Source organism: Streptococcus sp. 11-4097 (genome assembly GCF_018215285.2).
Lineage (GTDB): Bacteria > Bacillota > Bacilli > Lactobacillales > Streptococcaceae > Streptococcus.
In genome coordinates, this window is the sequence record NZ_CP185262.1 from 681,862 (window position 1) to 706,915 (window position 25,054).

General features: G+C 38.9%; 21 protein-coding genes and 1 pseudogene. 20 read left to right on the forward strand and 2 right to left on the reverse strand.

Annotation, left to right across the window (positions count from 1 at the left end; translation table 11 throughout):
* Position 1: 1 nt before the first annotated feature.
* From KB197_RS03605 to KB197_RS03670, 14 genes and pseudogenes are all read left to right on the forward strand, one after another.
* Complete coding sequence (locus tag KB197_RS03605; RefSeq protein ID WP_050078004.1) at positions 2–1,948, forward strand: virulence factor; 1,947 nt, start codon at positions 2–4, stop codon at positions 1,946–1,948.
* A 19-nt stretch (positions 1,949–1,967) separates the two neighbouring features.
* Positions 1,968–2,219 (forward strand): hypothetical protein, encoded by a 252-nt coding sequence (locus tag KB197_RS03610; RefSeq protein ID WP_001107251.1) that lies wholly within the window; start codon positions 1,968–1,970, stop codon positions 2,217–2,219.
* A 15-nt stretch (positions 2,220–2,234) separates the two neighbouring features.
* Positions 2,235–3,575 (forward strand): CHAP domain-containing protein, encoded by a 1,341-nt coding sequence (locus tag KB197_RS03615; protein ID WP_212573430.1) that lies wholly within the window; start codon positions 2,235–2,237, stop codon positions 3,573–3,575.
* A 14-nt stretch (positions 3,576–3,589) separates the two neighbouring features.
* A complete protein-coding gene (locus KB197_RS03620; RefSeq protein WP_050077996.1) occupies positions 3,590–4,180 on the forward strand; it encodes a hypothetical protein in 591 nt (196 codons plus the stop codon).
* A gap of 123 nt (positions 4,181–4,303) precedes the next feature.
* A pseudogene (locus tag KB197_RS03625) lies at positions 4,304–5,122 on the forward strand (ParA family protein).
* On the forward strand, positions 5,119–5,391 hold the full coding sequence (locus KB197_RS03630) for a hypothetical protein (protein ID WP_049510582.1): 273 nt from the start codon (positions 5,119–5,121) through the stop codon (positions 5,389–5,391). Before KB197_RS03625 ends, KB197_RS03630 begins: the two are co-directional and overlap by 4 nt.
* A gap of 26 nt (positions 5,392–5,417) precedes the next feature.
* Positions 5,418–5,798, forward strand: a complete 381-nt coding sequence (locus KB197_RS03635) for a replication initiator protein A (RefSeq protein WP_050078023.1) — start codon at positions 5,418–5,420, stop codon at positions 5,796–5,798.
* A 17-nt stretch (positions 5,799–5,815) separates the two neighbouring features.
* Positions 5,816–6,145 carry a hypothetical protein gene (locus tag KB197_RS03640; RefSeq protein ID WP_050077992.1) on the forward strand — a complete coding sequence of 110 codons (330 nt, stop codon included), beginning with the start codon at positions 5,816–5,818 and terminating at the stop codon, positions 6,143–6,145.
* 109 nt (positions 6,146–6,254) lie between these two features.
* On the forward strand, positions 6,255–7,592 hold the full coding sequence (locus KB197_RS03645) for an ISLre2 family transposase (protein WP_050077989.1): 1,338 nt from the start codon (positions 6,255–6,257) through the stop codon (positions 7,590–7,592).
* A gap of 416 nt (positions 7,593–8,008) precedes the next feature.
* Positions 8,009–8,383 carry a DUF1149 family protein gene (locus tag KB197_RS03650; RefSeq protein WP_049487011.1) on the forward strand — a complete coding sequence of 125 codons (375 nt, stop codon included), beginning with the start codon at positions 8,009–8,011 and terminating at the stop codon, positions 8,381–8,383.
* A gap of 1 nt (position 8,384) precedes the next feature.
* Positions 8,385–9,233 (forward strand): DegV family protein, encoded by an 849-nt coding sequence (locus KB197_RS03655; RefSeq protein WP_064275959.1) that lies wholly within the window; start codon positions 8,385–8,387, stop codon positions 9,231–9,233.
* Positions 9,234–9,498: 265 nt separating this feature from the next.
* Positions 9,499–10,266, forward strand: coding sequence for a 4-hydroxy-tetrahydrodipicolinate reductase (gene dapB / locus KB197_RS03660; protein WP_064275958.1), 768 nt, complete (start codon positions 9,499–9,501; stop codon positions 10,264–10,266).
* Positions 10,263–11,462 (forward strand): CCA tRNA nucleotidyltransferase, encoded by a 1,200-nt coding sequence (locus tag KB197_RS03665; RefSeq protein WP_082888088.1) that lies wholly within the window; start codon positions 10,263–10,265, stop codon positions 11,460–11,462. The genes dapB and KB197_RS03665 overlap by 4 nt, the downstream gene beginning before the upstream one ends.
* The gene (locus KB197_RS03670; protein WP_064275956.1) at positions 11,459–13,330 is read left to right on the forward strand and encodes an ABC-F family ATP-binding cassette domain-containing protein; all 1,872 of its coding nucleotides are present in this window, start codon (positions 11,459–11,461) and stop codon (positions 13,328–13,330) included. The genes KB197_RS03665 and KB197_RS03670 overlap by 4 nt, the downstream gene beginning before the upstream one ends.
* Before the next feature lie 37 nt (positions 13,331–13,367).
* Here the strand turns inward: KB197_RS03670 and mntE are convergent, their stop codons facing one another.
* Entirely contained in the window at positions 13,368–14,552 is a 1,185-nt protein-coding gene (mntE, locus tag KB197_RS03675; protein ID WP_064275955.1) for a CDF family manganese efflux transporter MntE, read from the reverse strand.
* A 169-nt stretch (positions 14,553–14,721) separates the two neighbouring features.
* On the opposite strand from mntE, the gene KB197_RS03680 reads away from it, so the two are divergent.
* From KB197_RS03680 to yaaA, 6 genes are all read left to right on the forward strand, one after another.
* Positions 14,722–15,792, forward strand: coding sequence for a glycosyltransferase (locus tag KB197_RS03680; RefSeq protein WP_064275954.1), 1,071 nt, complete (start codon positions 14,722–14,724; stop codon positions 15,790–15,792).
* Complete coding sequence (locus tag KB197_RS03685) at positions 15,792–17,663, forward strand: DUF6020 family protein (protein WP_064275953.1); 1,872 nt, start codon at positions 15,792–15,794, stop codon at positions 17,661–17,663. Before KB197_RS03680 ends, KB197_RS03685 begins: the two co-directional genes overlap by 1 nt.
* Positions 17,664–17,885: 222 nt before the next feature.
* Positions 17,886–20,582, forward strand: a complete 2,697-nt coding sequence (locus KB197_RS03690) for a cation-translocating P-type ATPase (RefSeq protein WP_212573428.1) — start codon at positions 17,886–17,888, stop codon at positions 20,580–20,582.
* 115 nt (positions 20,583–20,697) lie between these two features.
* On the forward strand, positions 20,698–21,108 hold the full coding sequence (locus tag KB197_RS03695) for a peptide deformylase (protein ID WP_212573427.1): 411 nt from the start codon (positions 20,698–20,700) through the stop codon (positions 21,106–21,108).
* A gap of 11 nt (positions 21,109–21,119) precedes the next feature.
* On the forward strand, positions 21,120–22,715 hold the full coding sequence (locus KB197_RS03700; protein WP_212573426.1) for a hypothetical protein: 1,596 nt from the start codon (positions 21,120–21,122) through the stop codon (positions 22,713–22,715).
* Positions 22,716–22,790: 75 nt separating this feature from the next.
* Positions 22,791–23,519, forward strand: a complete 729-nt coding sequence (yaaA, locus tag KB197_RS03705) for a peroxide stress protein YaaA (protein ID WP_212573425.1) — start codon at positions 22,791–22,793, stop codon at positions 23,517–23,519.
* 50 nt (positions 23,520–23,569) lie between these two features.
* Here yaaA and KB197_RS03710 read toward each other — a convergent pair whose 3' ends face one another.
* Positions 23,570–25,054: a M protein trans-acting positive regulator PRD domain-containing protein gene (locus tag KB197_RS03710; RefSeq protein ID WP_212573424.1), complete on the reverse strand. Its 1,485-nt coding sequence runs from the start codon at positions 25,052–25,054 to the stop codon at positions 23,570–23,572.

The following is a 25,054-nucleotide window of genomic DNA, read 5'->3' on the forward strand; positions in this document are numbered from 1 at the left end:
CATGCCTGATTTATCAAAACGTAGACAAAGACAATTAAAGAATGAAGGATATGACCTTGCTTTCCTTAGCCAGATTCAACCGCAAGGAAATATTGATTTTAAAAAGGATGATCGTTTCTGGATAAGTGGAGATGGATGCCATACGGTCTTACACTATTATGAGTATCCAACTGAAGGAATGGATCGTTTTTGGCTTTCTGAATTGTTGTTGCTTCCTGGAACACGTTCCTTCCTGTCACTGTACAAGGAGGATAATAGACAGCTTCAAAAAGAGATTGAGGACTCTATTGAAGAGAAGTCAACACGGATTACAAACAATAGCAAACTAACCAATAATCGGAAAGAACTAGATGAGATTGATAATCTTAATAAACTAAGCCGTGAAATTGATAAGCGGAATATAGCTATGTATGGGATGTATATTCGTGTCTTTGTGTTTGCATCAATCAAAGAAGAGTTATTCAAGAAGGTTGAAGAAGTCAAAGACAAAACGTCGAAATTCAAATCCACTATTCTGTCTGGAGAATTAGATTTTGAATACCATGCTCCATTTATTCCAGCCGAATATCAGATTGATTTGCCCAATCATCGAAGAGGGATACCGACTCCAGCTCACTCAATAGCTGGTGGATATTTCTTTAATCATACGAAGCTAGAAGATGAGAAAGGCTTCTATCTTGGATGGACTCCAACTAACGGAGCGGTAAATTTCAATTTTCTAGAACGTGACGAGAAAAGAACACGATCCTTTATGATCCTATCTGGAAATCCAAAGATGGGACAACGATCTTTTCTTATGAAACACACAGACGGTCTCTATGCGAAGGGGCATTATATTCGTAACTTTGATGCTACTGGCCAGTTTCTTGATCAGACACGAAAACAACATGGATTGATTCTTGATTTATCAGGTGAGGCTAACCGTATCAATATCTTCCAGGTATTTCCAACAGTGACCAATGAAGCAGGAACTGAAATCGATAAGAAGAAATCCTACAACCTTCATATCGAGAAACTGAAGAGTATCTATAAACTCCTGAATAATGAAGTGACAGGAGACGATTTAATCACATTTGGAACTCTCCTGAATGAGTTTTATATTGAGGGAAATATGTGGGCTCGAAATCCTTCATTGAATCCAGAAAAACTGAAAGCGACGGATATTGTGAAGGAAGAGTATCCTATTCTGTCTGATTTTATTTTGTTTGTTGATGCCTACAAACGTCGACTGGAACAAACTAGTACGGATAAAGCCGAACACAAGGCTGTTAAGCGTATTTACAACACGTTTAACGAACTATTGACAACAAACGCAGAAATTTTCGAGGGGACAACCAAATTTCAAGATATTTCTTCAGAGCAAGTTGTGACATTTGACTTCTCAGGTTTGAAGAACGCCCCTCATTTGTTAAATGTTCAAATATTCTCTGTTCTTTCACTTGTCTCGGCTGATATTGTCAATAACGGAAAACGCTGTAAGCAATCACTGAAGAGACGTCCTGACTTAACGGAGATGGATATGCAGCACTATATTGTCAATATTAGTGGGGCACAGACACTCATTGACCCTAAGCATGAAAGTAGTGTCAACCTTCTGGCTGATATGATTGATACAATGGGCGAAAACTTTGCTGGTGTTGTATTGTCTGTTAATTCACTGCGAGGGATTCTGTTTGAGACGGGGATTGGCACTCATAAGGATCCGTACGTAACGGCAGTCCAGAGGATTTTTGGTCTGATGCAATATAGAGTTTTTGCTCAGACGGACGAAACCAGTGTTCCTCTACTAGCTAACGCCTTATCTGGATCAATGAACCAGTCTGAACTAGAGACTTTGCCTCGTCTGAAGAAAGGACAGTTATTCATGAATATTGCAGGGGTAGGAAATCTGGTCTTTAACCAACAGCTGTTAGCCCCTGAAGTTGAGCGCTATGGCGGTATTGAGTAAGAAAGGAAGGTAAACCAGAATGGCCAAAAATAAACTAGGAATGATTGCAAGGACTAAGCAGAGATTTGATCAATATGTGTTGATTCGTAAATATCGCATGCAACAAGAAAGAGATTATTTCGCTTCAGAAGGAGAATCAGATCCAAAACGCCTGGAAGCACAAAAGGAACGAGATAAGGAGTTTTTGAACGGTCTCAAGAAGATTGGAATAGGATTTATTGTATTTTTAGTTTTTTATGGAATTTTGCGAACAATATTAGGATTGTGGTAAATAAGCGAGGTGTCCATGAAAAAAATATTCAAACTGAAGATTCTCATTCCTTTTGTGGCTCTTCTATTAATTATCAATGTTGGGATAACCATGTTAGTTGGGATAATGGGAGCTGTAACCAATAATGGAAGAAATGATTGTGGTGCTGTAGAAACAACATCTTCAACTGGTGACTCCACAGTTTCTTCAGCTGATGGTTCCATTGATGACTTTGTAAAAAAGCATAAGGAAGCCTACATCCTGTCTTGGAAGGCAGGAGGTTTCCTACCTTCAGCCTCTATCACTCAAACAATGATAGAGAATGGCTTCAATTTTACGAATCCTAATGGTACTTCTTTCTGGAAAGCTCACAATATGGGAGGTGTTAAAACCTCTAGTAAAAGTAATTTTCCAGTTACTCTTGCGACGTATGGTGAAGATAGTGTTGATTTAAGTGGGACAAAGCCTGGAGCGAATGTCGGAGACGGTACAGGAGGAGCTTATACTTGGTTCTCTAGCTACGATGCAGGGATCGTAGGGAAAGCTGAGTTTATGGCTCACCAGACACTTTATAAAGGGGCTATAAACAATACAAATGGTATTGCTAGCCTATCTGCTATAGCAGATGGCGGATGGGCCACAGATGGCACTTATAAGAGCAAACTAACTGATATGTACCAAAAACTAGGTACGAAGTATCAGTTGCTTGATAAGGAAGCTATTGCTGCTCATGGTGAGAAACCTTATGAAGGATCCAGTACACAAGATGTCGGTTCTTCAGATAGTGCGGTGTCTTCTTCAGCTGAAAACAGTGGATGTGGAGAATCAGGCAGCAGTACCGATGGAACGGGAACTGTCCCTTCAGATGCGACTGCGTGGGGGTATAAACCAGAAGACTTACCAGATAGTTTGAAACCATTCATTATTGATCCTAAGAGCTTAGGCATGGATTATGCTAAGTCTACAGGATGGTATAATCCTGGAAGTGACGAGTATGCTGGACAATGTGTGAATCTTACAATTAGTATTGGAAATCACTTATGGGGCCATTCTGGATCCGTACAGGGCGATGGGAAAGATCAGGCGGCAGCGTGGGCTGCAATATTTGGAAACTCAGTTAAGACTACACCTAAAAAAGGCGCTATTTTTTCTACACAGGTAGGGGGCGGAGGATATGGCCATACTGGTATTGTATGTCATGTTTTTGAGAATGGCTCCATCTTGTTTGTAGAGCAAAATACACCTCTGAGTGGTTGGGATCAGTTCAAAACTCCATATACATGGAATTATCGTATTTGGACTAAATCTCAACAGCAAGAACAGGTAATCTCTTTTGCTTATCCAGATGACAGAGAAGCTAAATTAAGTTCAAATTAAAAGGAGGATATAAGATGATTGATTGGATAAAAGAGAATATGGTTGTATCGATTGTAGCAGGTGTTCTATTGATTTTGGCAGGAATAGGGATTGTGTCGAGTTTCAGACCATCTCAACAAACCAAAATAGAGGAACCAGCTCAGGTGAGTTCTTCGGGAACCTCTCAAAACGAACCGTCTTCCAAAGAGGAAACAGCAGATGAGAAGCATTATCGGACAGCTAAGCTAAAACTAGAACGTCCCTATGCAGAGGCAACACTGGAAGATAAAAAGGAAGTGTTAAAAGCCTTTGAAGAAGCAGTAGCAGATATAAAAAAGACGAAGTTTCTGCCAAATGTCAAGGGAACAATCGAGAATCATTTATCTATGACACAGAATGCGATGGTTCAAACCTTTGCGATGGCTATTCTGACGAATCAGTATGATTTCCAACCTGAACAATTGGAAGTGATGCCAACTGAATCAGATGATGTTATTCAATTTTTGATTGTTCTAACTAAAAACGGAGAAGAGAACAGCTACTTCGTTGGAAATTTCAATACTACGGTTCAACAAATCCAGCTAAAAGCCTATGTTGGTGGAAATATAGGTGGTACATACGGCTAACAAGTTGCACAAAAAGTTATATAACTTTTTGTGCTTTTATATTGACAAGAAAAGTTGTTTTAGGTATAATTAAGTATATAAAAAGTTATATAACAAAATATACAATTATCCAAGGAGGGAATCATGAAGATTCAGACAACAAACTTAGGTAAAGGTGGCGGTGGTAAGACTACAGATACCTTTAATGAAGGGGATTGGTTGGCACGTGTTAAGGGGCTTAGAACACTACTCATTGATGGAGCCTGGGAATGCAATTTGACAAGAACATTTGATGTAAAATGTGAGAAAACCGTCTATGATATATTTACGACTGGAGAGTATGAAATTGTACCAATATCATAAAACCTTAGTCTGATTTGTGGTGATGAGCGTTTGACGGATGAGCAGCTAGATCTTGCTAGTCGAAACAACAAATATCTTCAGTTGTTTATGTGGTTTAGCGAACATTACGAAGAGTTAGAAGCACAATTTGATGTCATTCTGATTGATACGCACAATGACGAGAGCTTAGTTACAGCAAATTTTATAGCTGTGTCAGATATTGTCTTGGCTGTTTCTGATGCCTCTCTTAATGGTTTTCGTGCCTGGTTATCTTTGAAAAATTTTGTAGACTTCATTAAGAGCGAAGCTATCGAAGTTATTACTAAGAAAAGCTATGTTAAAGCAGAACCTTATCTTATTGGAAATAAGATTAAGTACATTGGAAACAATGTAACAGACACCTGTAAACAATTTTTAGAAGTTGTTGAAGAAGATCAGGCTTACCTGGGATCTATCCAGGAGAAAGAGCTCATGGCTAAAAGTCTTGTGATCAGTCAGAGTGTCTTTGAGCAGCATGAAGAGATGACAGCTAACCAACAAGAGACACATCAAAAGTTTTATGATAATATAAACTACGTATATGAAAATATTTTGAGTGTGTTAGAAGGAGAGGTAGCATGACAGAGAATCGATTCGCACAAGTAAAACAAACATTCCAAAGTACACCAAAGAGAGAAAAGATTCCTTCGTCTAGGAAACAAAATCAGGAGGCTAGAAAGTCTCCTGAAAGCTACAATAAAAAGCAACGTTTCCCTTTCTCTCTGCATCATAATGTTCGATATGATATGTTAGATGCTTTAGTAGAGTTTCACGGTGAAAAATCAGCTTCATCTTATCTTGAGAATCTGATTATAAGAGAATGGGAAAAGATGGAGCGAAAGAAAAAATAGAATTCCATAAGAAAGGAAATATAGCAATGAAATACTTATCAGATCTATCAGATATTCCAGAGTTTTCTTCAGCAGCAACAGATTCAGGACAATTCTTTATTCCTCGTCCAATAATAGACAACCCACAGTTCAATGATTTGAAGAGTAGTGGAATTTTTCTCTACATGCTTTTATTAAATCGTTTAAGAGCTGCAGTTGACTTTGAATTAAAAGGATATGATGAAAATGGAAATACTTTTGTATGTTACCCTATAGAGGAGCTAATGGAGGCTCTTCAATCAGGTAAAAGCAAAGTGATTTCTTTGAAAAAGAAGCTAAAGAATCATGGTTTAATTGAAGAAGTCCGCCAAGGGTCCAATCTACCCAATAGAATTTACTTAACAGATGAGATTTTAAAATATTACTGATAAAGTAGGAGGAATCTATGATGATTTTCATTGATATTAAAAGACTTGTTCAGCTGTTCTTTATTTTTATCGGAGCTATAGCTATCTATATGTTCTATAAGACATTTGGTCTTAGTATGGTGTTTATAGTCGTTTTAGGATTGGCCGTTTTAAAATTCGCTCCAGCTTTCCTTCCAGTTGTATTATTATTGTATTTTGGGCTTCACTTTACAGGTGACTTTTCCTTTATTGCAGATGGGATTGTGACAATTCTATGGAGTATCATTTTGATTCCGATGGCTATATTCACTATTGACATGAGCAAATCCTATTTTAGTAAAAAAGAGAAACCCTGGTATGACAAGTAAGAGTTTATCTGAAAAGATAGGCTCTTTTTTTGTCAGAACAAAGGATTATTTGAACATTCAGGTCAAAATTTATTAAAATAAGCGTAATTTTAATAAGGGAGGATTCTGAATGACTTTCTTTGATGAGAGAGAACTAAAAAATCAATTGCTATTTCAAAATGCAAAAGAATTTTATAACTTTGTTTCTAGGTATGATGAGGAGATGATTCCAGTCATGAAAGCAAAGGGCTATACCTGTATTCATTCAATGGAGCGAACCGTTGCTTTTACATTTGGAGAGTTTACTTTCAGAAGAAGACGTTGGAAAAAAGGAGATCATTGGGTCATTCCAGTAGATGAGAAGTTAGGGCTTCAGAAGAACGTCCGCTTCTCATGGGAATTTATGTATCAGGTGGCTAAATTATCTACTTTAATGCCATATGATAAAGTAACTCAGGTGATCCAATTGACTTATCACATTTCGATCACAAAGCCAATTGTAGTAAAAGCTGTAAAAATTTGTGAGAAGTTATTGGAGGAAAGGGAAGGCTATCGATATTATGAAGAGAATAAAGAGGTTAGCAAAAGAAAAGCCCAGGTTATTTATATTGAGGGTGATGGTGTAATGGTCAAAGCACGTGACACACAGAAGGATAATAAGCATTACGATTTATCCCATTTTGTAGTCCATACGGGAAGCCAAAAAGTTGGCAGCAATCGATTTGAACTCCAGGACAAAAAGGAATTTATTGGTCTTGACAATCGCTTAGTGAGGGAGCAGGTGATCGATTATCTATTCAATAATTATGAAGTTACGGATAGGACTTTATTGATCACGAACTCTGATGGAGGTCATGGATATACACCCTACGTTTTCAAAGAGATTGCGAAGGTTTTGCGAATTAAACGCCACGAACATTTCTGGGATGAGTACCATGTAAATAAAGAGTTAAAGAATTATCTAAAATTTTACTCTGAAGATCTATTAGAGAGAGCTTTCCAGGCGATTAAGCAACATGATAAGCAGTTAATGAGAACTGTCCTAGATACGACTGAAAGTTATATCGAGACAGAAGAAGAACAAGAGTTGTTTGAGAAGTTCAAGAGTAAAATATTGAGAAATTTCCAATATACCAAACCAGCCGAACAGAGAGGATTCAGTCATGCAGGGATCGGGATAATGGAGAGTCAGCATCGTAAGGTCACTTATAGAATGAAAAAAAGAGGAATGTACTGGACTCTTGCTGGAGCTGAAACGATGAGTCGGATAATTGTTTTGAATTATGAAGATTCTTTGAGGGATCTATTTTTTGGCAACTGGAGAGAAGATTATGAAAAATTTATTTCTTTAGAAGAAGTTTCTGCTTATACCATTAAAAAAAGAATGAGTAAAACGGGTAAAGAAAATACATCTAGATATCAATGTTACCCTGATAGTAAAAGGTTATCATACTTCCGAAAACAATAGAAGTACATAACAAAGTATATAAAAAGTTATATAACAATAACCTTTGTAAAAAAAGGTCTTTTTGTGCTACAATCAAACATAAAATGCTTGCGTGGTGTGTGAAAATGTGTTATAATTTACTTAAATTAATCGAATAAAAAAAGACGAAAAGTGCGCTAACACTTCTCGCCTTACCGAGTAAGAACTCGTCCTTCTTACTCAGTCTTTAATTAATGATACCTGATAAGTGTATCAATGTCAAGACTGAGCAAGAAATTTGTTCAGTCTTTTTTTAAAACTCGGTGACGTTCTCCTAAAAAATGTATGAATTTAGGCATTCTAAAAAATTCTACCGCATACCTAAATCCTAGAAAACTAGATGAAAATAAAAAATTATGGTACAATAGCTTATAATATTGTAGCCAAGGGAGAAAGACATGAATCTTAAACGTGAACAAGAATTTGTTAGTCAGTATCATTTTGATGCGCGTAATTTTGAATGGGAAAATGAAAATGGAGCTCCTGAAACTAAGGTGGATGTGAACTTCCAATTACTCCAACATGACCAAGAAAATCAAGTGACATCTTTAGTGGTTGTCTTAAGTTTTATGATTGTCTTTGACAAATTTGTTATCAGTGGAACGATTTCTCAAGTTAACCATGTAGAAGGTCGTATTGTCAATGAACCAAGTGAGTTTAATCAAGAGGAAGTTGAAACTTTGGCTCGTCCATGTTTGAACATGCTCAACCGTTTGACTTACGAAGTAACTGAAATTGCATTAGACTTACCAGGAATCAATTTGGAGTTCTAATATGAAATTAGCTGTTATCACAGATTCTTCTGCCTATCTCAGTGCAAAGACCTTGCAAAGAGAAGATTTGTATGTCTTGGATATTCCTGTCAATATTGATGGTGAGGAGTATGTCGAAGGCATCAATCTGACTGCTGAGGAATTTTACCAAAAAATGGCTCAGGCTTCTGAATTGCCTAAGACCAGTCAACCAAGTATTGCAAAGTTAGATGAGATTCTAACTTCGCTCAAAGAACAAGGCTATACACATGTTTTGGGGCTTTTCCTATCTTCTGGAATTTCAGGTTTTTACCAAAATATCCAGTATATGATAGAAGAATATGAGGGCTTAACCATTGCCTTCCCAGACACTTTGATTACAAGTGCTCCTCTGGGTATCATGGTTGAAAGTGTCTTTAACTGGCGAGACCAGGGCGATGATTTTGCCATCATTCAGGATAAGCTAGCTATTCAGATTAGTCACACATCTGCTTTCATCATGGTGGATGACTTGGACCACTTGGTTAAAGGGGGACGCCTTTCAAATGGAGCTGCGATTTTGGGCAATCTGCTAAGCATTAAGCCGATCCTATATTTCAACGACCAAGGTGTGATTGAAGTATACGAAAAAGTTCGTACTGAAAAGAAAGCAACCAAGCGCTTAATTGAGATTATCAAGGAAGCCACAGCTTCAGGCCAATATCGTATCATTGTCATTCACGGAAATGCCCCTGAAAAGGCTGAGGAATTGCGTCAGCACTTACTTGAATCTGGAGTAGGTATGGATGTTTCACTTGCTACATTTGGTAGTGTCATTGGAACACACCTAGGAGCAGGAAGTATTGCTCTGGGTTATATTCCAGTGATTTAGTTGGCGTTTCTAGGCTAGTTAAGAAATAGCAATTGAACCGGACTACCTGCCTCTTGAAAAAAGATGCTTGTCTTGGCTTTCATGGAAAGTCAGCGCCATCCCATATTTTTCATGGGCAACTAAGGTCCTTTGTATCTTGATAATTGAACACGCCTGTTATCCTGTGTGAAAAAGATAGGTCTTCCAAGGAGTATTTACTCCTTGATCAGAACTTCTATTTTCACTTTGTGTTCCTACAGGCTTTGTATCTTAGACAGGAGTAGAGATGAGTATTCGAGTAATTATTGCTGGTTTTAAGGGAAAGATGGGCCAAGCTGCTTGTCAGATGGTCTTGACTGATCCAGACTTGGACTTGGTAGCAGTTTTGGATCCCTTTGAGTCTGAATCAGAATGGCAGGGTATTCCTGTTTTCAAGGATAAGGCTGATTTGGTCGATTTTGAAGCGGATGTCTGGGTAGACTTTACTACACCAGCTGTTGCCTATGAAAATACACGCTTTGCTCTTGAAAATGGCTTTGCTCCAGTAGTTGGAACGACTGGTTTCACAAGTGAAGAAATTGCAGAACTAAAAGCATTTTCTCTTGCCCAAGATTTGGGTGGCTTGATTGCTCCAAACTTTGCCTTGGGTGCTGTTTTACTCATGCAATTTGCAAGGCAGGCTGCCAAATATTTCCCAAATGTGGAGATTATCGAGCTTCATCATGACAAGAAAAAGGATGCACCGAGTGGAACAGCTATTAAAACAGCTGAGTTAATGGCAGAAGTTCGAGAGTCTATCCAGCAGGGTGCAGCAGATGAGGAAGAATTGATTGCAGGTGCCCGTGGTGCTGACTTTGATGGCATGCGGATCCACTCAGTTCGTTTGCCAGGTTTGGTAGCCCATCAGGAAGTCATCTTTGGCAATCAAGGAGAAGGATTGACCCTCCGTCATGACTCCTATGATCGCAGCTCCTTCATGACAGGGGTGAATTTGGGAATTAAAGAAGTTGTCAAGCGTCATGAGCTTGTCTATGGATTAGAACACTTATTATGAGATTAACGCAAATGCCTTCTGAATTTCAGAAGGCTTTACCAGTATTAGAAAAAATTAAAGAAGCAGGCTTTGAAGCCTATTTTGTTGGGGGTTCTGTTCGAGATGCCCTCCTCAATCGTCCCATCCATGATGTGGATATTGCGACGTCTTCTTATCCAGAAGAGACCAAGCAGATTTTTCCGCGAACAGCCGATATCGGAATCGAGCATGGAACTGTCTTGGTCTTAGATGGGGACGAGGAGTATGAGGTGACTACTTTTCGGACAGAAGATGTCTATGTGGACTATCGTAGACCTAGTGCGGTTTCTTTTGTTCGCTCGCTAGAAGAAGACCTCAAGCGCCGTGATTTTACAGTCAATGCCTTTGCCTTGGATGAGACAGGAGAAATCGTTGACTTGTTCCATGGTTTAGACGATTTGGAAAATCAAGTCTTGAGGGCGGTTGGAGTGGCAAGTGAGCGTTTCAACGAAGACGCTCTGCGGATTATGCGTGGCTTCCGTTTTCAGGCCAGTCTTGGCTTTGAACTGGAGTCAGAAACATTTAAAGCTATGAAAATTTTGACGCCACTTTTGGAGAAAATTTCTGTGGAGCGTACCTTCGTTGAGTTTGATAAACTCTTGCTGGCTCCATTTTGGAGAAGGGGTTTGGCTTCCATGATTGAGAGTCAAGCTTATGACTATCTCCCTGATATGGCAGCTAGCCAGGACAAGCTCAATAGACTGTTTGATTTGGAGACTGATTTCACCTTTGAATCTTCAGAGCAAGCCTGGGCGGCTCTACTGTGGACTTTGGATATTGAAATTGCGCAGCCCTTTTTGAAGGCTTGGAAGACCTCACGCCAGTTTGCTAAGCAAGTTCAGGATTTACTGACTATTTTGACCTTGCGTGAAAAGGGAGAATTGAGCAAGCGCGATTGTTATCGCTTTGATTTAGATTTACTTTTACAGGCTGAAAATCTTCGTCAGGCTCAAGGGAAACCAGTCAATACGCAAGTCATCACAGAAACCTACCAGAGTTTGACCATTCATGACAAGAAAGAAATTCAAATCAACGGTGGTATTTTGATCAAGGAATATGGGTATCAGCCGGGACCTGACTTGGGAGAGATTTTAACAGAAATTGAGTATGCTATTGTCGATGGAGAATTGGAAAATGACCGACAAGCCATCCATGTTTACCTGAGGGAGAAAAAATGAGTGATTTTATCGTTGAAAAACTAAGTAAATCCGTCGGTGACAAGACCGTTTTTAAGGATATTTCCTTTATCATCCATGACTTGGATAGAATTGGTTTAATCGGTGTTAATGGAACGGGCAAGACTACCCTTTTGGATGTCCTTTCTGGTGTTTCTGGCTTTGATGGGGATGTCAGTCCCTTTTCAGCGAAGAATGATTATCAGATTGGCTACTTGACGCAGGATCCTGATTTTGATGATAGCAAGACGGTTTTGGATACGGTCCTATCTAGCGACCTCAAGGAAATCCAGCTCATTCGTGAGTATGAACTCCTCATGCTCAACTATAGCGAGGACAAGCAGTCTCGTTTGGAACGGGTCATGGCAGAGATGGATTCTCTGCAAGCTTGGGAGATTGAGAGTCAGGTCAAGACGGTTCTCAGCAAGTTAGGCATTCAGGATTTATCCACTCCAGTTGGAAAATTGTCAGGCGGTCTAAGAAGACGGGTCCAGTTGGCGCAAGTCTTACTTGGTAACCACGACCTCTTGCTTTTGGATGAGCCGACCAACCATCTGGACATTGCGACTATTGAGTGGCTGACCCTCTTTTTAAAAAATTCCAAGAAGACCGTCCTTTTTATCACCCACGATCGTTATTTCCTAGACGCTTTATCAACACGGATTTTCGAGTTGGACCGAGCAGGATTGACCGAGTATCAAGGGAATTATCAGGACTATATTCGACTTAAGGCGGAACAAGACGAGCGCGATGCAGCTCTACTTCACAAAAAGGAACAACTTTATAAGCAAGAATTGGCCTGGATGCGCAGACAACCGCAGGCGCGTGCAACCAAGCAGCAGGCCCGTATCAATCGATTCCATGACCTGAAAAAGGAAGTTTCAGGCAGTAATGCTGAGACAGACTTGACCATGAACTTTGAAACCAGTCGGATCGGTAAAAAAGTCATCGAGTTTCAGGATGTTTCCTTCTCCTATGAAAACAAGCCCATTTTGCAAGATTTTAATCTCTTGGTGCAGGCCAAAGATCGTATTGGAATCGTTGGGGACAACGGTGTTGGGAAATCAACCCTGCTCAATCTGATTGCAGGAAGTCTTGAGCCAACTGAAGGACAAGTTGTGATTGGGGAAACTGTTCGGATCGCCTACTTCTCTCAGCAAATTGAGGGCTTGGATGAAAGCAAGCGAGTGATTAATTACTTGCAGGAAGTGGCAGAAGAGGTCAAGACCAGCGGTGGTTCTAGTACTTCGATTGTAGAGTTGCTGGAGCAGTTCCTCTTCCCACGCTCGACGCATGGAACCTTGATTGAGAAGTTGTCTGGGGGAGAGAAAAAACGTCTTTATCTCCTCAAATTGCTCTTGGAAAAACCAAATGTTCTTCTCTTAGACGAGCCAACCAATGATTTGGATATTGCAACTCTCACAGTCTTAGAGAATTTCTTGCAAGGTTTTGCGGGACCTGTTTTGACAGTTAGCCATGACCGCTATTTCTTGGATAAGGTAGCGACCAAGATTCTCGCTTTTGAAAATGGCAAGATTCGTCCTTTCTTTGGTCATTACACGGACTATCTTGATGAAAAGTCCTTTGAAACAGAGATGGCCAATCAAGTGCAAAAGGCCGAAAAGGAAAAAGTGGTCAAGGTTCGAGAAAATAAGAAACGCATGACCTATCAAGAAAAGCAGGAATGGGCAAGCATTGAAGGTGATATTGAAGCCTTGGAAAATCGTATCGCTGCTATTGAAGAAGAGATGCAGGCCAACGGCTCTGACTTTGGTAAGCTGGCTACTCTCCAAAAAGAACTGGATGAGAAAAACGAAGCACTCCTTAAAAAATACGAATGCTATGAATACCTAAGTGAATTTGATAGCTAGAAGAATAGAAAAATCCCGTCTCATGGACAGGATTTCTCTATTCTTTTTTAGTTTCCTGGTGGAAAATATTTTGCCAAGTTTCGTGGCGACGCCAGATACTGGTATGGACGATACCATCTAACTCATAGCTGATGAGTTTGGTCTTTTGACTGATGGAAGTGATTTGAATATCCTTGATAGCTGAATTTAACTCTTTTTCGGCTTTATAGGCCTCTTTATCCATCTGATTTCCATCTTGGCGAATATAGACAAAATCATCAGCCAAGAGTTCTTCCAGTTGATTTCCTTGGTCAATCAATTGTTCACGCATGAGCAATTTTTTATAGACATTGTCTAAAATTTCATCCTCAGGGATAGGTGCTGGTTCGATATGGACATCGGTATCAAAGACTCCAAAACGTTCCTCCAGCATAGACTCGACTTGATCCGCGATTTCATGACTCTCATAAACAGACAAGTCAGGATTCATTTCTAGCGTAATATCCAGGTAGATATTGCTACCGTAGGTACGACCTCTTTGCGACTTAACCTTGCTGATTTTGGGAATTTCCATAATGGCCTTTTGGTAGTCCTCAAGCAGGCGGTCGTCGAAGCCATCTGAAAGGCTAAAGGAAGACTCGATGAAGATATCATAGGCAGTCTTCAAGATAAAGAAAGTGATGATGATAGCGACCAGTTTATCCACAATGGGATAATTGAAACTGCTAGCCAGGATGGCAATGGTGGTACCAAGTGAGGTAACAGCATCAGAAAGATTGTCCTTAGCGGCAGCCTTCAGTGCCTTGGAGTTGGATTTCTTACTGAGACGAGTATTGTAGAGATAGACCACAAACATGATTGCTGCAGAAATGATTCCCAGAGTTGCACCCAGAGGATCAATGACCGTTTCTTCATGACTGAGAATCTTTTGAATGGTATCCCTTAGAACATCAAAGCCAACATAGAACATGATGATGGAAGTGATTAAGCTAGCCAAATCCTCAATCTTCCAGTGGCCAAAACGGTGGTCTCGGTCTGCAGGCTGGCGCGCCATCCGAATCCCAATCAAGAGGGCCACATTTCCAATGATATCCGATACGTTGTTAAAACCATCTGCCACCAAACTGGATGAATGGAGGAGGTGCCCAGTTGCTAATTTGGCTGCAGACAAGATCAAATAGGTTGAAATGCTGATAATGGCCCCACGCTCAGCTAACTTGAGATTTGAGATAGATTGCTTCATTCAACTTCCTTTCTAGTCACATAGCATTCTACTCATTATACTGGTTTTCAAGGGAAAATTCAAACGATATAGACTTACGAGGTTGAAGGTAAGCTAGTTTTTTATAAGGAAATGTGGTAGAATAGTTTAGAATTATTTTATTATTTATCATAAAAATGAAGGAGATTAAATGATAAAGACTTTAATTGTTATCCCAGCTCTAAATCCGCCAGTTGCACTGATTGATTATGTAGCTAAACTGATAGAATCAGGACTAGAAAATATTTTAATTGTAAATGATGGAAGTAGGCCTGAATTTGAAAATATTTTTGAAAGACTCAGAGATGAGTATGGGTGCCAAATATTAACTCATGCAAAAAATTTAGGAAAAGGGCGTGCATTAAAAAATGCATTTAACCACTTTTTGACAATGCCAAATGTAGAAGAATATAATGGGATTGTTACTGCAGATTCAGATGGACAGCATAGAGTTGAAGATGTCTTATCTATGGTTTATTCGATTTCTAACAATTCAGATTCGCTAATTTTAGGTTGTCGTGATTTTGATTCTGAAAATGTACCACCCAAAAGTGAATTTGGGAATAAGCTTACAAAATTAGTATTTAAATTACTTTATGGTCGAAAAATTACAGATACTCAGACTGGACTTCGAGGCTTTCCAAAGGCAATTCTGCATGATATGTTAGAAATTCCAGGTGAACGGTTTGAGTTTGAAACTAAAATGTTAATACATACATTTGATAAATCAATTCCAATAAAAGAAATAACTATCGAAACCATTTACTTTGATGGTAATGCTGAAACTCATTTCAATCCTATTAAAGATTCATTGAGAATTTATAAAGTAATCTTTGCATCATTCTTTAAATATTTGTTATCTTCTCTTTCTTCTTTTTTAGTTGATATTGGATTGTTTCAGTTGTTCCTGTGGATTTCTTTATCCGCAGGAATTCATAGGGGTGCACTGTTGATTCTATTATCGACTATTTTGGCAAGAATAATCTCATCTTATTTTAATTTTACAATGAATAAGAATTTTGTATTTGATGGTGAAAAAAGAATTCATAAAACGATTGTTAAATACTATAGCTTGGCGGTTTTCCAAATGTTATTATCTGCAGCAATGGTAACAGTTATTTGGAATATGTTTTCAGGTTCTGAAACAGCCATTAAAATACTGGTTGATACACTTTTATTTCTTGCCAGTTACCAAGTTCAAAGAAGGTGGGTGTTTAGATAGTGCTTGCTGAATATACAAAAAAATCAAATTTATTATTCGAGATATCAGTAGCTTGCTGTTTGACATTGATGTTAACTTTTAATAGAACACTACAAGTAGTAGACCTTAAATCATTATTTAAATTATTCCAAACTGATGTACTGACTTCTACAGTTATTTTTCTTTTATCTATCTATTTTTTTAGTAATTCTAAACTAACGAGATTGGAAGTTAGAGAAAATTTAATAGTGAGTATATCTGCTTTATTACTTTCGATTCTACATATCGTAGGGAGTGATGTTACTTATACACATTCTACTTTAAGAGGGACTGTAAATAAATTTTCAATTCTGGCATTTTTGCTTCTTGTTTTGATTTCCTTTTTTGCTATTAATACTTTACTAAGACTATTATTAAATTGGTTTAAACACCTAACATTGTATTCGATTAATACTGAGAAAAAATATTTTAGAAAAAAACTATATTTGTTGATGCTATTACCATTTATATTGGTTCGTGTTTTTATGTTTTGTATTTTTTTCCCGGGATCTACAACTTGGGATAGTATGTATACTATTCAAGAAGGATTGGGTTATTGGCCTTTGACAAATTCACACCCATATATATACACCTGGGTTGTTAGTCTATTTTCAAAATTAGGAATTAAATACTTTGAAAGCTTAGGAATTGGTGTTTCAATTTTTAACTTTTTGACTTTAATTATTACCTCAGTTGTTGTAGTTTTTGTTATTTATAAATTTTTTGAGATTTTTAATATAAATATATATTTAAAGATTGGACTATTTCTTTTCTATGCTTGCTTTTCTGATTTCATTATCATGAGTTTTGCTCTATATAAAGACGTTTACTTAGTTGATTTTTTACTTTTATTTTTCTTATCTATGGTATTTATGATATATTTACCAAGTCGTTTTTTTTCTAATGTTTATAGCTTACCCTTATTTATTTTCTCTTTTTTAGGGGTATATATGTTACATAGAAAAGCAGTCATCTATGTATTAGTAGGGGTTGTTTTACTTTTTTTATATAGTAAGATGTATAAGAAGCAAATAGCAAAATATGTAATAATTTCAGTTTTAGTAACCTTGGTGTTTAATACATTAGGAAATACTATATTAAAACCAGAGGAATCACAGAAAAAATATGATTATTTATCATCTAGGTTTCAACAATTAGCAGCAGCCGTTTATTATCATCCAGAAAGTTTTACTAAATCTGAATTAGAATTCTATGATTCGACATTAGGATTAGATAATAATAAAAATTTTTTATATAGTGAAGCAGATCCTATAAAAAATGCAATGAAGAATGAGCAGTTCAAGGGAAAAGAACGGGAATTCTTTAAAGTATGGTGGAAGGGGTATAGAAATCATCCTAAGACATATATCGATGCTATTTTAAATTTATCCGTTTCTTACTGGTATATATATAATATTCCTGATATGGCTTATGTATCAAGTTATTATGTGGCTATGTATAGTCGCGAAAATAATTGGTTTGGAAATAAAAAAATATATGATAAAGGAATGACTTTTTCTCAGGGAGACAATATGTATGATAAACTCTATAAATATGTTTATGAAATACATTGGGCTCTTGGTGATTCGTCAGTTATTGGATTGCTCTATAGACCTGGATTTTATACAATTGGTTTACTTTTAATTTTAATGTTCGCAATATTGAAAAGAGATAAGAGGCTTCTCCCAGTAGTATTTTTTGTTGTGTCAATCATTTTAACATGTATATATTCCCCAATTGTAAACTATTTTAGATATTCTTATGCATATATGATGATTATGCCTTTACTCATCCCATTGCTATTTTTAAAAAATTCCGAGAAATCAAATGTTGAAAAACATTCTTCATCTTGAAAATTCTTGAAAATTTGGTATAATAGTACTACTCAAGGGAGTAGCTGGCAGAAACCTGTGATAGTGTCGTCATTCCGAATTTTATACTGAAAAGTATGCTTTCCGGCCCTATCTTAAACAGCGAGACTTGTTATGATTAACAGGTTTCTTTTTGTTTGTCGTGAAAAGATGCGATGAGGGAAAAGAGAGTCTGTTTTGCACACAATGTCAAGGAGGAGACACATGTCAAAAGAACAAAAACGCCAAGCGTTTTACACTCAGAGTCCTGAAGAGGCCTTGAAGGCTGTGGATGCGACCGAGCAAGGTTTGTCATCAAGTGAGGCGGAAAAGCGCATTGCAGAATTTGGCCACAATGAACTCGAAGAAGGCGAGAAACGATCAATCCTGGTCAAATTCATCGAGCAATTTAAGGATTTGATGATTATCATCCTAGTTGCGGCAGCAATCTTGTCAGTCGTGACTTCTGGTGGGGAAGATATCGCAGATGCCATTATCATCTTAGCCGTGGTAATCATCAATGCTGCCTTTGGTGTTTACCAAGAAGGAAAAGCCGAAGAAGCGATCGAAGCTCTCAAATCCATGTCTAGTCCAGCTGCCCGCGTTCTTCGTGATGGGCATATGGCGGAGATTGACTCTAAAGAATTGGTTCCAGGAGATATTGTTTCCCTTGAAGCAGGTGATGTAGTACCTGCAGACCTACGTTTGATTGAAGCAAGCTCTCTTAAAATTGAAGAAGCAGCTCTTACAGGTGAGTCTGTGCCAGTCGAAAAAGACTTGACAGTTGAACTTGCTGCAGATGCTGGTATTGGTGACCGTGTCAATATGGCCTTCCAAAACTCAAATGTGACTTATGGTCGTGGTCTTGGTGTTGTTATCAATACAGGGATGTACACTGAAGTTGGTCACATCGCAGGTATGCTCCAAGATGCGGATGAGACGGATACACCACTTAAACAAAACTTGAATAACCTTTCTAAGGTCTTGACCTATGCTATCTTGGTCATTGCCCTTGTTACTTTTGTAGTGGGTGTCTTCATTCAAGGGAAAAATCCACTTGGTGAGTTGATGACCTCTGTTGCGCTTGCCGTTGCAGCCATCCCAGAAGGACTTCCTGCTATCGTGACCATCGTTCTTGCCCTTGGTACTCAAGTTTTGGCCAAACGAAACTCTATCGTTCGTAAGTTGCTAGCTGTAGAAACGCTTGGTTCAACTGAAATCATCGCTTCTGATAAGACTGGTACGCTTACCATGAACAAGATGACCGTCGAAAAAGTCTTCTATGATGCAGTCTTACATGACTCAGCTGATGACATTGAGCTAGGTCTTGAAATGCCTTTACTTCGTTCAGTTGTCTTGGCCAATGATACGAAAATCGATGTGGAAGGCAACCTGATTGGTGATCCAACAGAAACAGCCTTCATCCAATATGCCTTGGACAAGGGTTACGATGTCAAAGGTTTCTTAGAGAAATATCCACGTGTGGCTGAGTTACCATTTGACTCTGACCGTAAGCTCATGTCAACGGTTCACCCATTGCCAGATGGTCATTTCCTTGTAGCAGTCAAAGGTGCGCCAGACCAACTTTTGAAACGTTGTGTTCTTCGTGATAAGGCTGGGGATATTGCTCCGATTGATGAGAAGGTTACAAACCTCATTCATACAAACAACTCTGAAATGGCCCACCAAGCCTTGCGTGTCCTTGCAGGTGCTTATAAGATTATTGACAGCATTCCAGAAAATCTTACTTCTGAAGAACTGGAAAATGATTTAATCTTTACTGGTTTGATTGGGATGATTGACCCTGAACGTCCTGAGGCAGCTGAGGCTGTTCGTGTGGCTAAGGAGGCGGGAATTCGTCCAATCATGATTACGGGTGACCACCAAGACACTGCAGAAGCTATTGCCAAACGTTTGGGAATCATTGATGCAAATGATACCGAAGGCCACGTTTTAACTGGTGCTGAACTCAACGAACTATCTGATGAAGACTTTGAAAAAGTAGTTGGTCAATACTCTGTTTATGCCCGTGTGTCTCCAGAACACAAGGTTCGTATCGTCAAGGCTTGGCAAAAACAAGGTAAAGTCGTTGCCATGACAGGTGACGGTGTCAATGATGCGCCAGCTCTGAAAACAGCCGATATCGGTATCGGTATGGGAATCACTGGTACAGAGGTTTCTAAGGGGGCTTCTGACATGATTCTTGCAGATGATAACTTTGCGACTATTATTGTTGCAGTTGAAGAAGGACGTAAGGTCTTCTCAAACATTCAAAAGACTATTCAGTACTTACTTTCTGCCAATACTGCTGAAGTATTAACCATCTTCCTATCAACTTTGTTTGGTTGGGACGTTTTACAGCCAGTTCATCTTTTGTGGATCAACTTGGTAACCGATACTTTCCCAGCTATCGCTCTAGGTGTTGAACCTGCTGAGCCTGGTGTCATGAATCATAAACCACGTGGACGCAAGGCAAGCTTCTTCTCAGGTGGTGTTTTGAGTTCTATCATCTATCAAGGTGTACTCCAAGCAGCTATTGTTATGAGTGTTTATGGCCTTGCGATTGCTTACCCAGTTCATGTGGGTGACAATCATGCCATTCATGCGGATGCCCTTACTATGGCCTTTGCAACCCTTGGTTTGATTCAGCTCTTCCATGCTTACAATGTCAAGTCTGTCTACCAATCCATCTTGACAGTTGGCCCATTCAAGTCTAAGACCTTTAACTGGTCTATCTTGGTATCCTTCATTCTTCTCATGGCAACAATCGTCGTAGAGCCGCTTGAAGGAATCTTCCACGTAACTAAACTAGACTTGTCTCAATGGAGAATCGTCATGGGCGGAAGCTTCTCAATGATTATCATCGTCGAAATCGTTAAGTTTATCCAACGTAAACTCGGCTTTGACAAGAATGCGATTTAAAAAGAAAGTCATCTTCGGATGGCTTTTTGTTACAGTTAAGGGAAAGGGCTTGCAGTTGCCGTCTTTTGTGCTATAATTGCTATAATATAGTAAAAAGCAAGAGGAGTGAGCAGAAGTGGAAAAGAAAATTGTGAAGGATATTTTGTTTTTATCTCAGATATCTCAGCCGGCAAGTCAGGATGATCTGTATCTCGCCAGAGATTTGCAGGATACACTCTTAGCAAATCGTGAGACTTGTGTCGGTCTGGCTGCCAATATGATTGGGGTGCAGAAGCGCGTGATTATCTTTAATCTTGGCTTGGTTCCTGTGGTCATGTTTAATCCAGTGCTCCTGTCCTCTGAAGGAGCTTATGAGACGGAAGAAGGCTGTTTATCCTTGACAGGTGAGAGACCGACGACCCGTTATGAAATGATTACGGTGTCCTATCGTGACAGCAAGTGGAAGGAACAGACCATTACTTTGACAGGCTTCCCAGCTCAGATTTGCCAGCATGAACTGGATCACTTGGAAGGACGAATCATTTAGGAGGAAATCAAATGAAACGAATAGTCTTTGAACTGCTTTTTATCGCAACGACCTGGTATATCTTTTTACCGCCTCTTAACCTGACCAGCTGGGAATTTCTCTTTTTCCTCTGTGGGCATATGCTGCTTGTGGCTATTTTATTTGGCTTTGGCAAGGGAATCAATCTGGTCAAAACGGTTCATGTGCGCCACGGCAAGGCGGAAGCTGCTTTAAATCTTGAGGGTTTCAAAATCAATCGATTAGGGAAAATCCTTTTAGCTTCTATTGGAGGAATTCTTCTCTTAGCTGGTTTAGTTTCCTTGGTGACCTCCAGCATTTTTCAGGCTAAAAATTATGCCAATGTAGTCACGGTGACGGAAAAAGACTTTACTGAATTTCCTAAGACTGACACCAGTAAGGTTCCTATCTTAGATAGAAGTACCGCTGAAAAAATTGGGGACCGCTACTTGGGTTCCCTAACGGATAAGGTGTCGCAGTACGTAGCCGCAGACACCTATACCCAATTGACGATTGATGGGAAACCTTATCGGGTTACACCACTAGAATACGCAGACCCTATCAAGTGGTTTAACAATCAAGCCAAGGGAATCGGCGAGTATATCAAGGTGGACATGGTAACTGGAAATGCCAACTTGGTGGACTTGAAGACACCAATCAAGTATTCTGACTCGGAGTATTTTAACCGTGATGTCAAACGCCACCTGCGCTTGAAGTACCCAACTAAAATCTTCAAGACTCCATCTTTTGAGGTGGACGATGAGGGAAATCCTTTCTATGTAGCAACGGTTTACCAAAAGCAATTTGGGCTTGCGGTTCCTCGTCCTGTTTCAGTCATTATCTTGGATGCCACAAATGGAGACACCAAGGAATACAGTTTGGCAGATGTTCCAGAATGGGTGGACAGGGTTTATCCAGCTGAGGAAACAATTGAGCAAATCAACTATAACGGCAAGTACAAGGACGGTTTCTGGAATGCCATGATTTCCAAGAAAAACGTGACCCAGACTACCAAGGGCTATAATTACTTGTCTATAGGCAATGACATCTATCTCTACACAGGTGTGACATCGGCCAATGCAGATGAAAGTAATCTTGGTTTCATTCTTGAAAATATGCGAACAGGAGAAATCACGAAGTATAGCTTGGCTTCTGCGACCGAAGAATCCGCCCGTGAATCAGCCGAAGGTGCTGTTCAGGAGAAATCCTATAAGGCAACCTTCCCAATCCTCATCAACCTCAATGACAAGCCTCTCTACATCATGGGCTTGAAGGACAATGCTGGTTTGGTCAAAGAGTATGCTTTGGTGGACGCAGTCGAGTACCAAAATGTTATCGTAGCTACTACAGTAGAAGAACTGCTCAGTAAATATGCCAATAAAAACGACCTTGAGATTGACAATGCAACAACTGAAAGTATCAAGGGTGTGGTAGCAGACCTCAAATCAGCTGTTATCAAGGGTGATACCGTCTACTTCTTTAAAGTTGATGGCAAGATTTACAAGGTCAAGGCCTCTGCATCTGATGACCTCCCTTACCTCGAAAATGGTAAAACCTTCGAAGGTCAAGTAGGTAAAGACAATTATCTCAAGACATTTAAAGTGCAGTAAGATAAACCTCGGTCAAACCGAGGTTTTTCAGATGAATTTCTTGGTTGTGGCTAAAAAATATGCTACACTATTAATATGAAAATTTTAATCCCAACAGCAAAAGAAATGAACACAGATTTGCCAAGTATTGAAGCCGCTCCTTTAAAACCAGAAAGTCAGGCCGTGCTGGATGCCTTGGCTCTCTATTCTGCCAGTCAATTGGAGAGTTTTTACAAAGTTTCAGCCGAGAAAGCGACGGAAGAATTTCAAAATATCCAAGCTTTGAAAAGTCAAACTGCTCAACACTATCCAGCCTTGAAACTTTTTGATGGGCTCATGTATCGCCATATCAAGCGAGATAAATTGACCGAGGTAGAACAAGCCTATCTTGAAAATCATGTCTTTATTACCTCGGCTTTGTACGGTGTTGTTCCAGCCTTGTCACCTATGGCGCCTCACCGTTTGGACTTTTTGATGAAGTTAAAAGTCGCTGGTAAGACTTTGAAGAGCCATTGGAAGGCAGCCTACGATGAAGCTGTGAAGAAGGAAGACCTAATTTTCTCCCTCTTGTCATCCGAGTTTGAGACAGTATTTTCTAAGGAAATCAGAGAAAAAATGGTAACCTTCAAATTCATGGAGGACAAGGGTGGTCAGCTGAAGATTCATTCAACTATTTCAAAGAAAGCGCGTGGTGCCTTCCTAACATCTCTAATAGAAAATCAAGTACAAACTGTGGAGGAAGCACGTCGCTTGAACTTTGCCGGATTTGCCTACCGAGAAGATTTGTCACAACCACAGGAATTGGTTTTTGTTAAGGAAGTTTAGAAATCAGATAAGAGAAAAAGTCAGCAGGATTATGCTGACTTTTTTCTAGCTTATAAAGTATTGGACAAATGAATCTCATTTGATAAAGTATTAAGATGATTAACCAAATCCATTATTGACAGATGATTTTGACAAATAAACTTCTTGGTAATTCCTGGAATATAGAAATTAGACACGATGATATCATAACCTGTCTGATTTAAAATCTCAGGACTCGTTTCCAATTCATCCCAAGTATCGAAGGTAAAGCGGTTATTACAGTAGTAGGAAAGCATATCAACAAAGGTAAGGGATATAGCATGGTCAAAATTACTGATAATCAAAACCTTGATAGGTGGTCGATTTTCTAACAACTGAGTAGAGAGGTTTTCAGCATGGGTTAAGATGGTGTACATCAAGTGTTCCAACTGTTCAGGATGGTCATGCTGTCCAATTGCCTGACGATATTGGGCCAGTTCTTGACGTGCACTTCCCATAAAGTCTGGGAAGTAAACTTCAAATTTTTTAATCGTCAATGCTTTTTGTTCAAATAAGATTGGGGTAGAAAAGATTTCCTGTCTTTCAAAGAAAGCAGTGTTGTGTAAATGCCAAATAAGCTCATCGTGGTTAGTAAAAGTAATCTTATATTGTTTTGCTAGGCGTTCTAATATTTGACTAAGTAATTGGTAAGAGTATCTTGCTTCACTGTTATCTTCTAAAGAGTTGAAGAATTCTTGAGGATCTAAGAAAAGATTGTTTTGAATAAAGGATATAAAAATTTGTGCGATGATATCTGGAGTGATTTCCAGTCCCAATTTTTCAGAAAAATGGGCAAGTAACTCCTCAAAGTTTGGAATACTTTCCAATATAGGATAGTATTCATCATAGAAATGATTGGGTAAGTCGATAAAATGACCATTTTTGATGCGGTGGATACTGATAGCCAGCATCAATTTATACATTCTATAAATTGAAAAGTGCATCGGGTAATTCGTGATTTTATAGAAGAAATCAGCAAACTCTGTTAAATCCTCTTCAGGAAGGTCAGGAAAAGGCCAGTCTAGGAAATAATAGCGCTCAGAAAAATATTGGGCAAAAAAATAGCGAATATCGATTTCATTGCCACGTATTTCGGATGGAGTAAATGATAGTTCAATTTGGAATTGAGTTGACAGAGTTTTTGTAATATTTCTGCCCAATCGATAGAGGTTGGCATTACTAGAGTGAAGATTTTCTATCGTTCGATAAATAGGTAACCCCTCATTGAAGAACATATACTCTAGTAATTGAAAAGATTGAGAATGAGCTAGAAAATATTGATATACAACTTCTACACTAGTGTTAACTTCTAAATCTATCATGATTCCGTTAACAGAAGATTGGATGTCGATAGTTGGAAATTCAGCACGCAATTCATTTAAATCACTTTTTAAGATTCGCTCAGTACATCCTAACTTGTCGGCAAGTTCATGTAATTTCAACCAATCGCGATGTTGAATTAGGGTTTCCATTAAACGTAATTGTCGCTGATCTTTCGTAGATAAAAGGTTACGCAT

Bases quoted from the DNA above. Each gene is read 5' to 3' on its own strand.
- KB197_RS03630 (WP_049510582.1), top strand. From the start codon at position 5,119: ATGACAGAGAATCGATTCGCACAAGTAAAACAAACATTCCAAAGTACA.
- KB197_RS03620 (WP_050077996.1), top strand. From the start codon at position 3,590: ATGATTGATTGGATAAAAGAGAATATGGTTGTATCGATTGTAGCAGGT.
- KB197_RS03680 (WP_064275954.1), top strand. From the start codon at position 14,722: ATGATAAAGACTTTAATTGTTATCCCAGCTCTAAATCCGCCAGTTGCA.
- KB197_RS03645 (WP_050077989.1), top strand. From the start codon at position 6,255: ATGACTTTCTTTGATGAGAGAGAACTAAAAAATCAATTGCTATTTCAA.
- KB197_RS03690 (WP_212573428.1), top strand. From the start codon at position 17,886: ATGTCAAAAGAACAAAAACGCCAAGCGTTTTACACTCAGAGTCCTGAA.
- KB197_RS03655 (WP_064275959.1), top strand. From the start codon at position 8,385: ATGAAATTAGCTGTTATCACAGATTCTTCTGCCTATCTCAGTGCAAAG.
- KB197_RS03650 (WP_049487011.1), top strand. From the start codon at position 8,009: ATGAATCTTAAACGTGAACAAGAATTTGTTAGTCAGTATCATTTTGAT.
- KB197_RS03615 (WP_212573430.1), top strand. From the start codon at position 2,235: ATGAAAAAAATATTCAAACTGAAGATTCTCATTCCTTTTGTGGCTCTT.
- mntE (WP_064275955.1), bottom strand. From the start codon at position 14,552: ATGAAGCAATCTATCTCAAATCTCAAGTTAGCTGAGCGTGGGGCCATT.
- KB197_RS03710 (WP_212573424.1), bottom strand. From the start codon at position 25,054: ATGCGTAACCTTTTATCTACGAAAGATCAGCGACAATTACGTTTAATG.
- KB197_RS03610 (WP_001107251.1), top strand. From the start codon at position 1,968: ATGGCCAAAAATAAACTAGGAATGATTGCAAGGACTAAGCAGAGATTT.
- KB197_RS03665 (WP_082888088.1), top strand. From the start codon at position 10,263: ATGAGATTAACGCAAATGCCTTCTGAATTTCAGAAGGCTTTACCAGTA.
- KB197_RS03605 (WP_050078004.1), top strand. From the start codon at position 2: ATGCCTGATTTATCAAAACGTAGACAAAGACAATTAAAGAATGAAGGA.
- KB197_RS03670 (WP_064275956.1), top strand. From the start codon at position 11,459: ATGAGTGATTTTATCGTTGAAAAACTAAGTAAATCCGTCGGTGACAAG.
- KB197_RS03635 (WP_050078023.1), top strand. From the start codon at position 5,418: ATGAAATACTTATCAGATCTATCAGATATTCCAGAGTTTTCTTCAGCA.
- KB197_RS03640 (WP_050077992.1), top strand. From the start codon at position 5,816: ATGATGATTTTCATTGATATTAAAAGACTTGTTCAGCTGTTCTTTATT.
- dapB (WP_064275958.1), top strand. From the start codon at position 9,499: ATGAGTATTCGAGTAATTATTGCTGGTTTTAAGGGAAAGATGGGCCAA.
- KB197_RS03700 (WP_212573426.1), top strand. From the start codon at position 21,120: ATGAAACGAATAGTCTTTGAACTGCTTTTTATCGCAACGACCTGGTAT.
- yaaA (WP_212573425.1), top strand. From the start codon at position 22,791: ATGAAAATTTTAATCCCAACAGCAAAAGAAATGAACACAGATTTGCCA.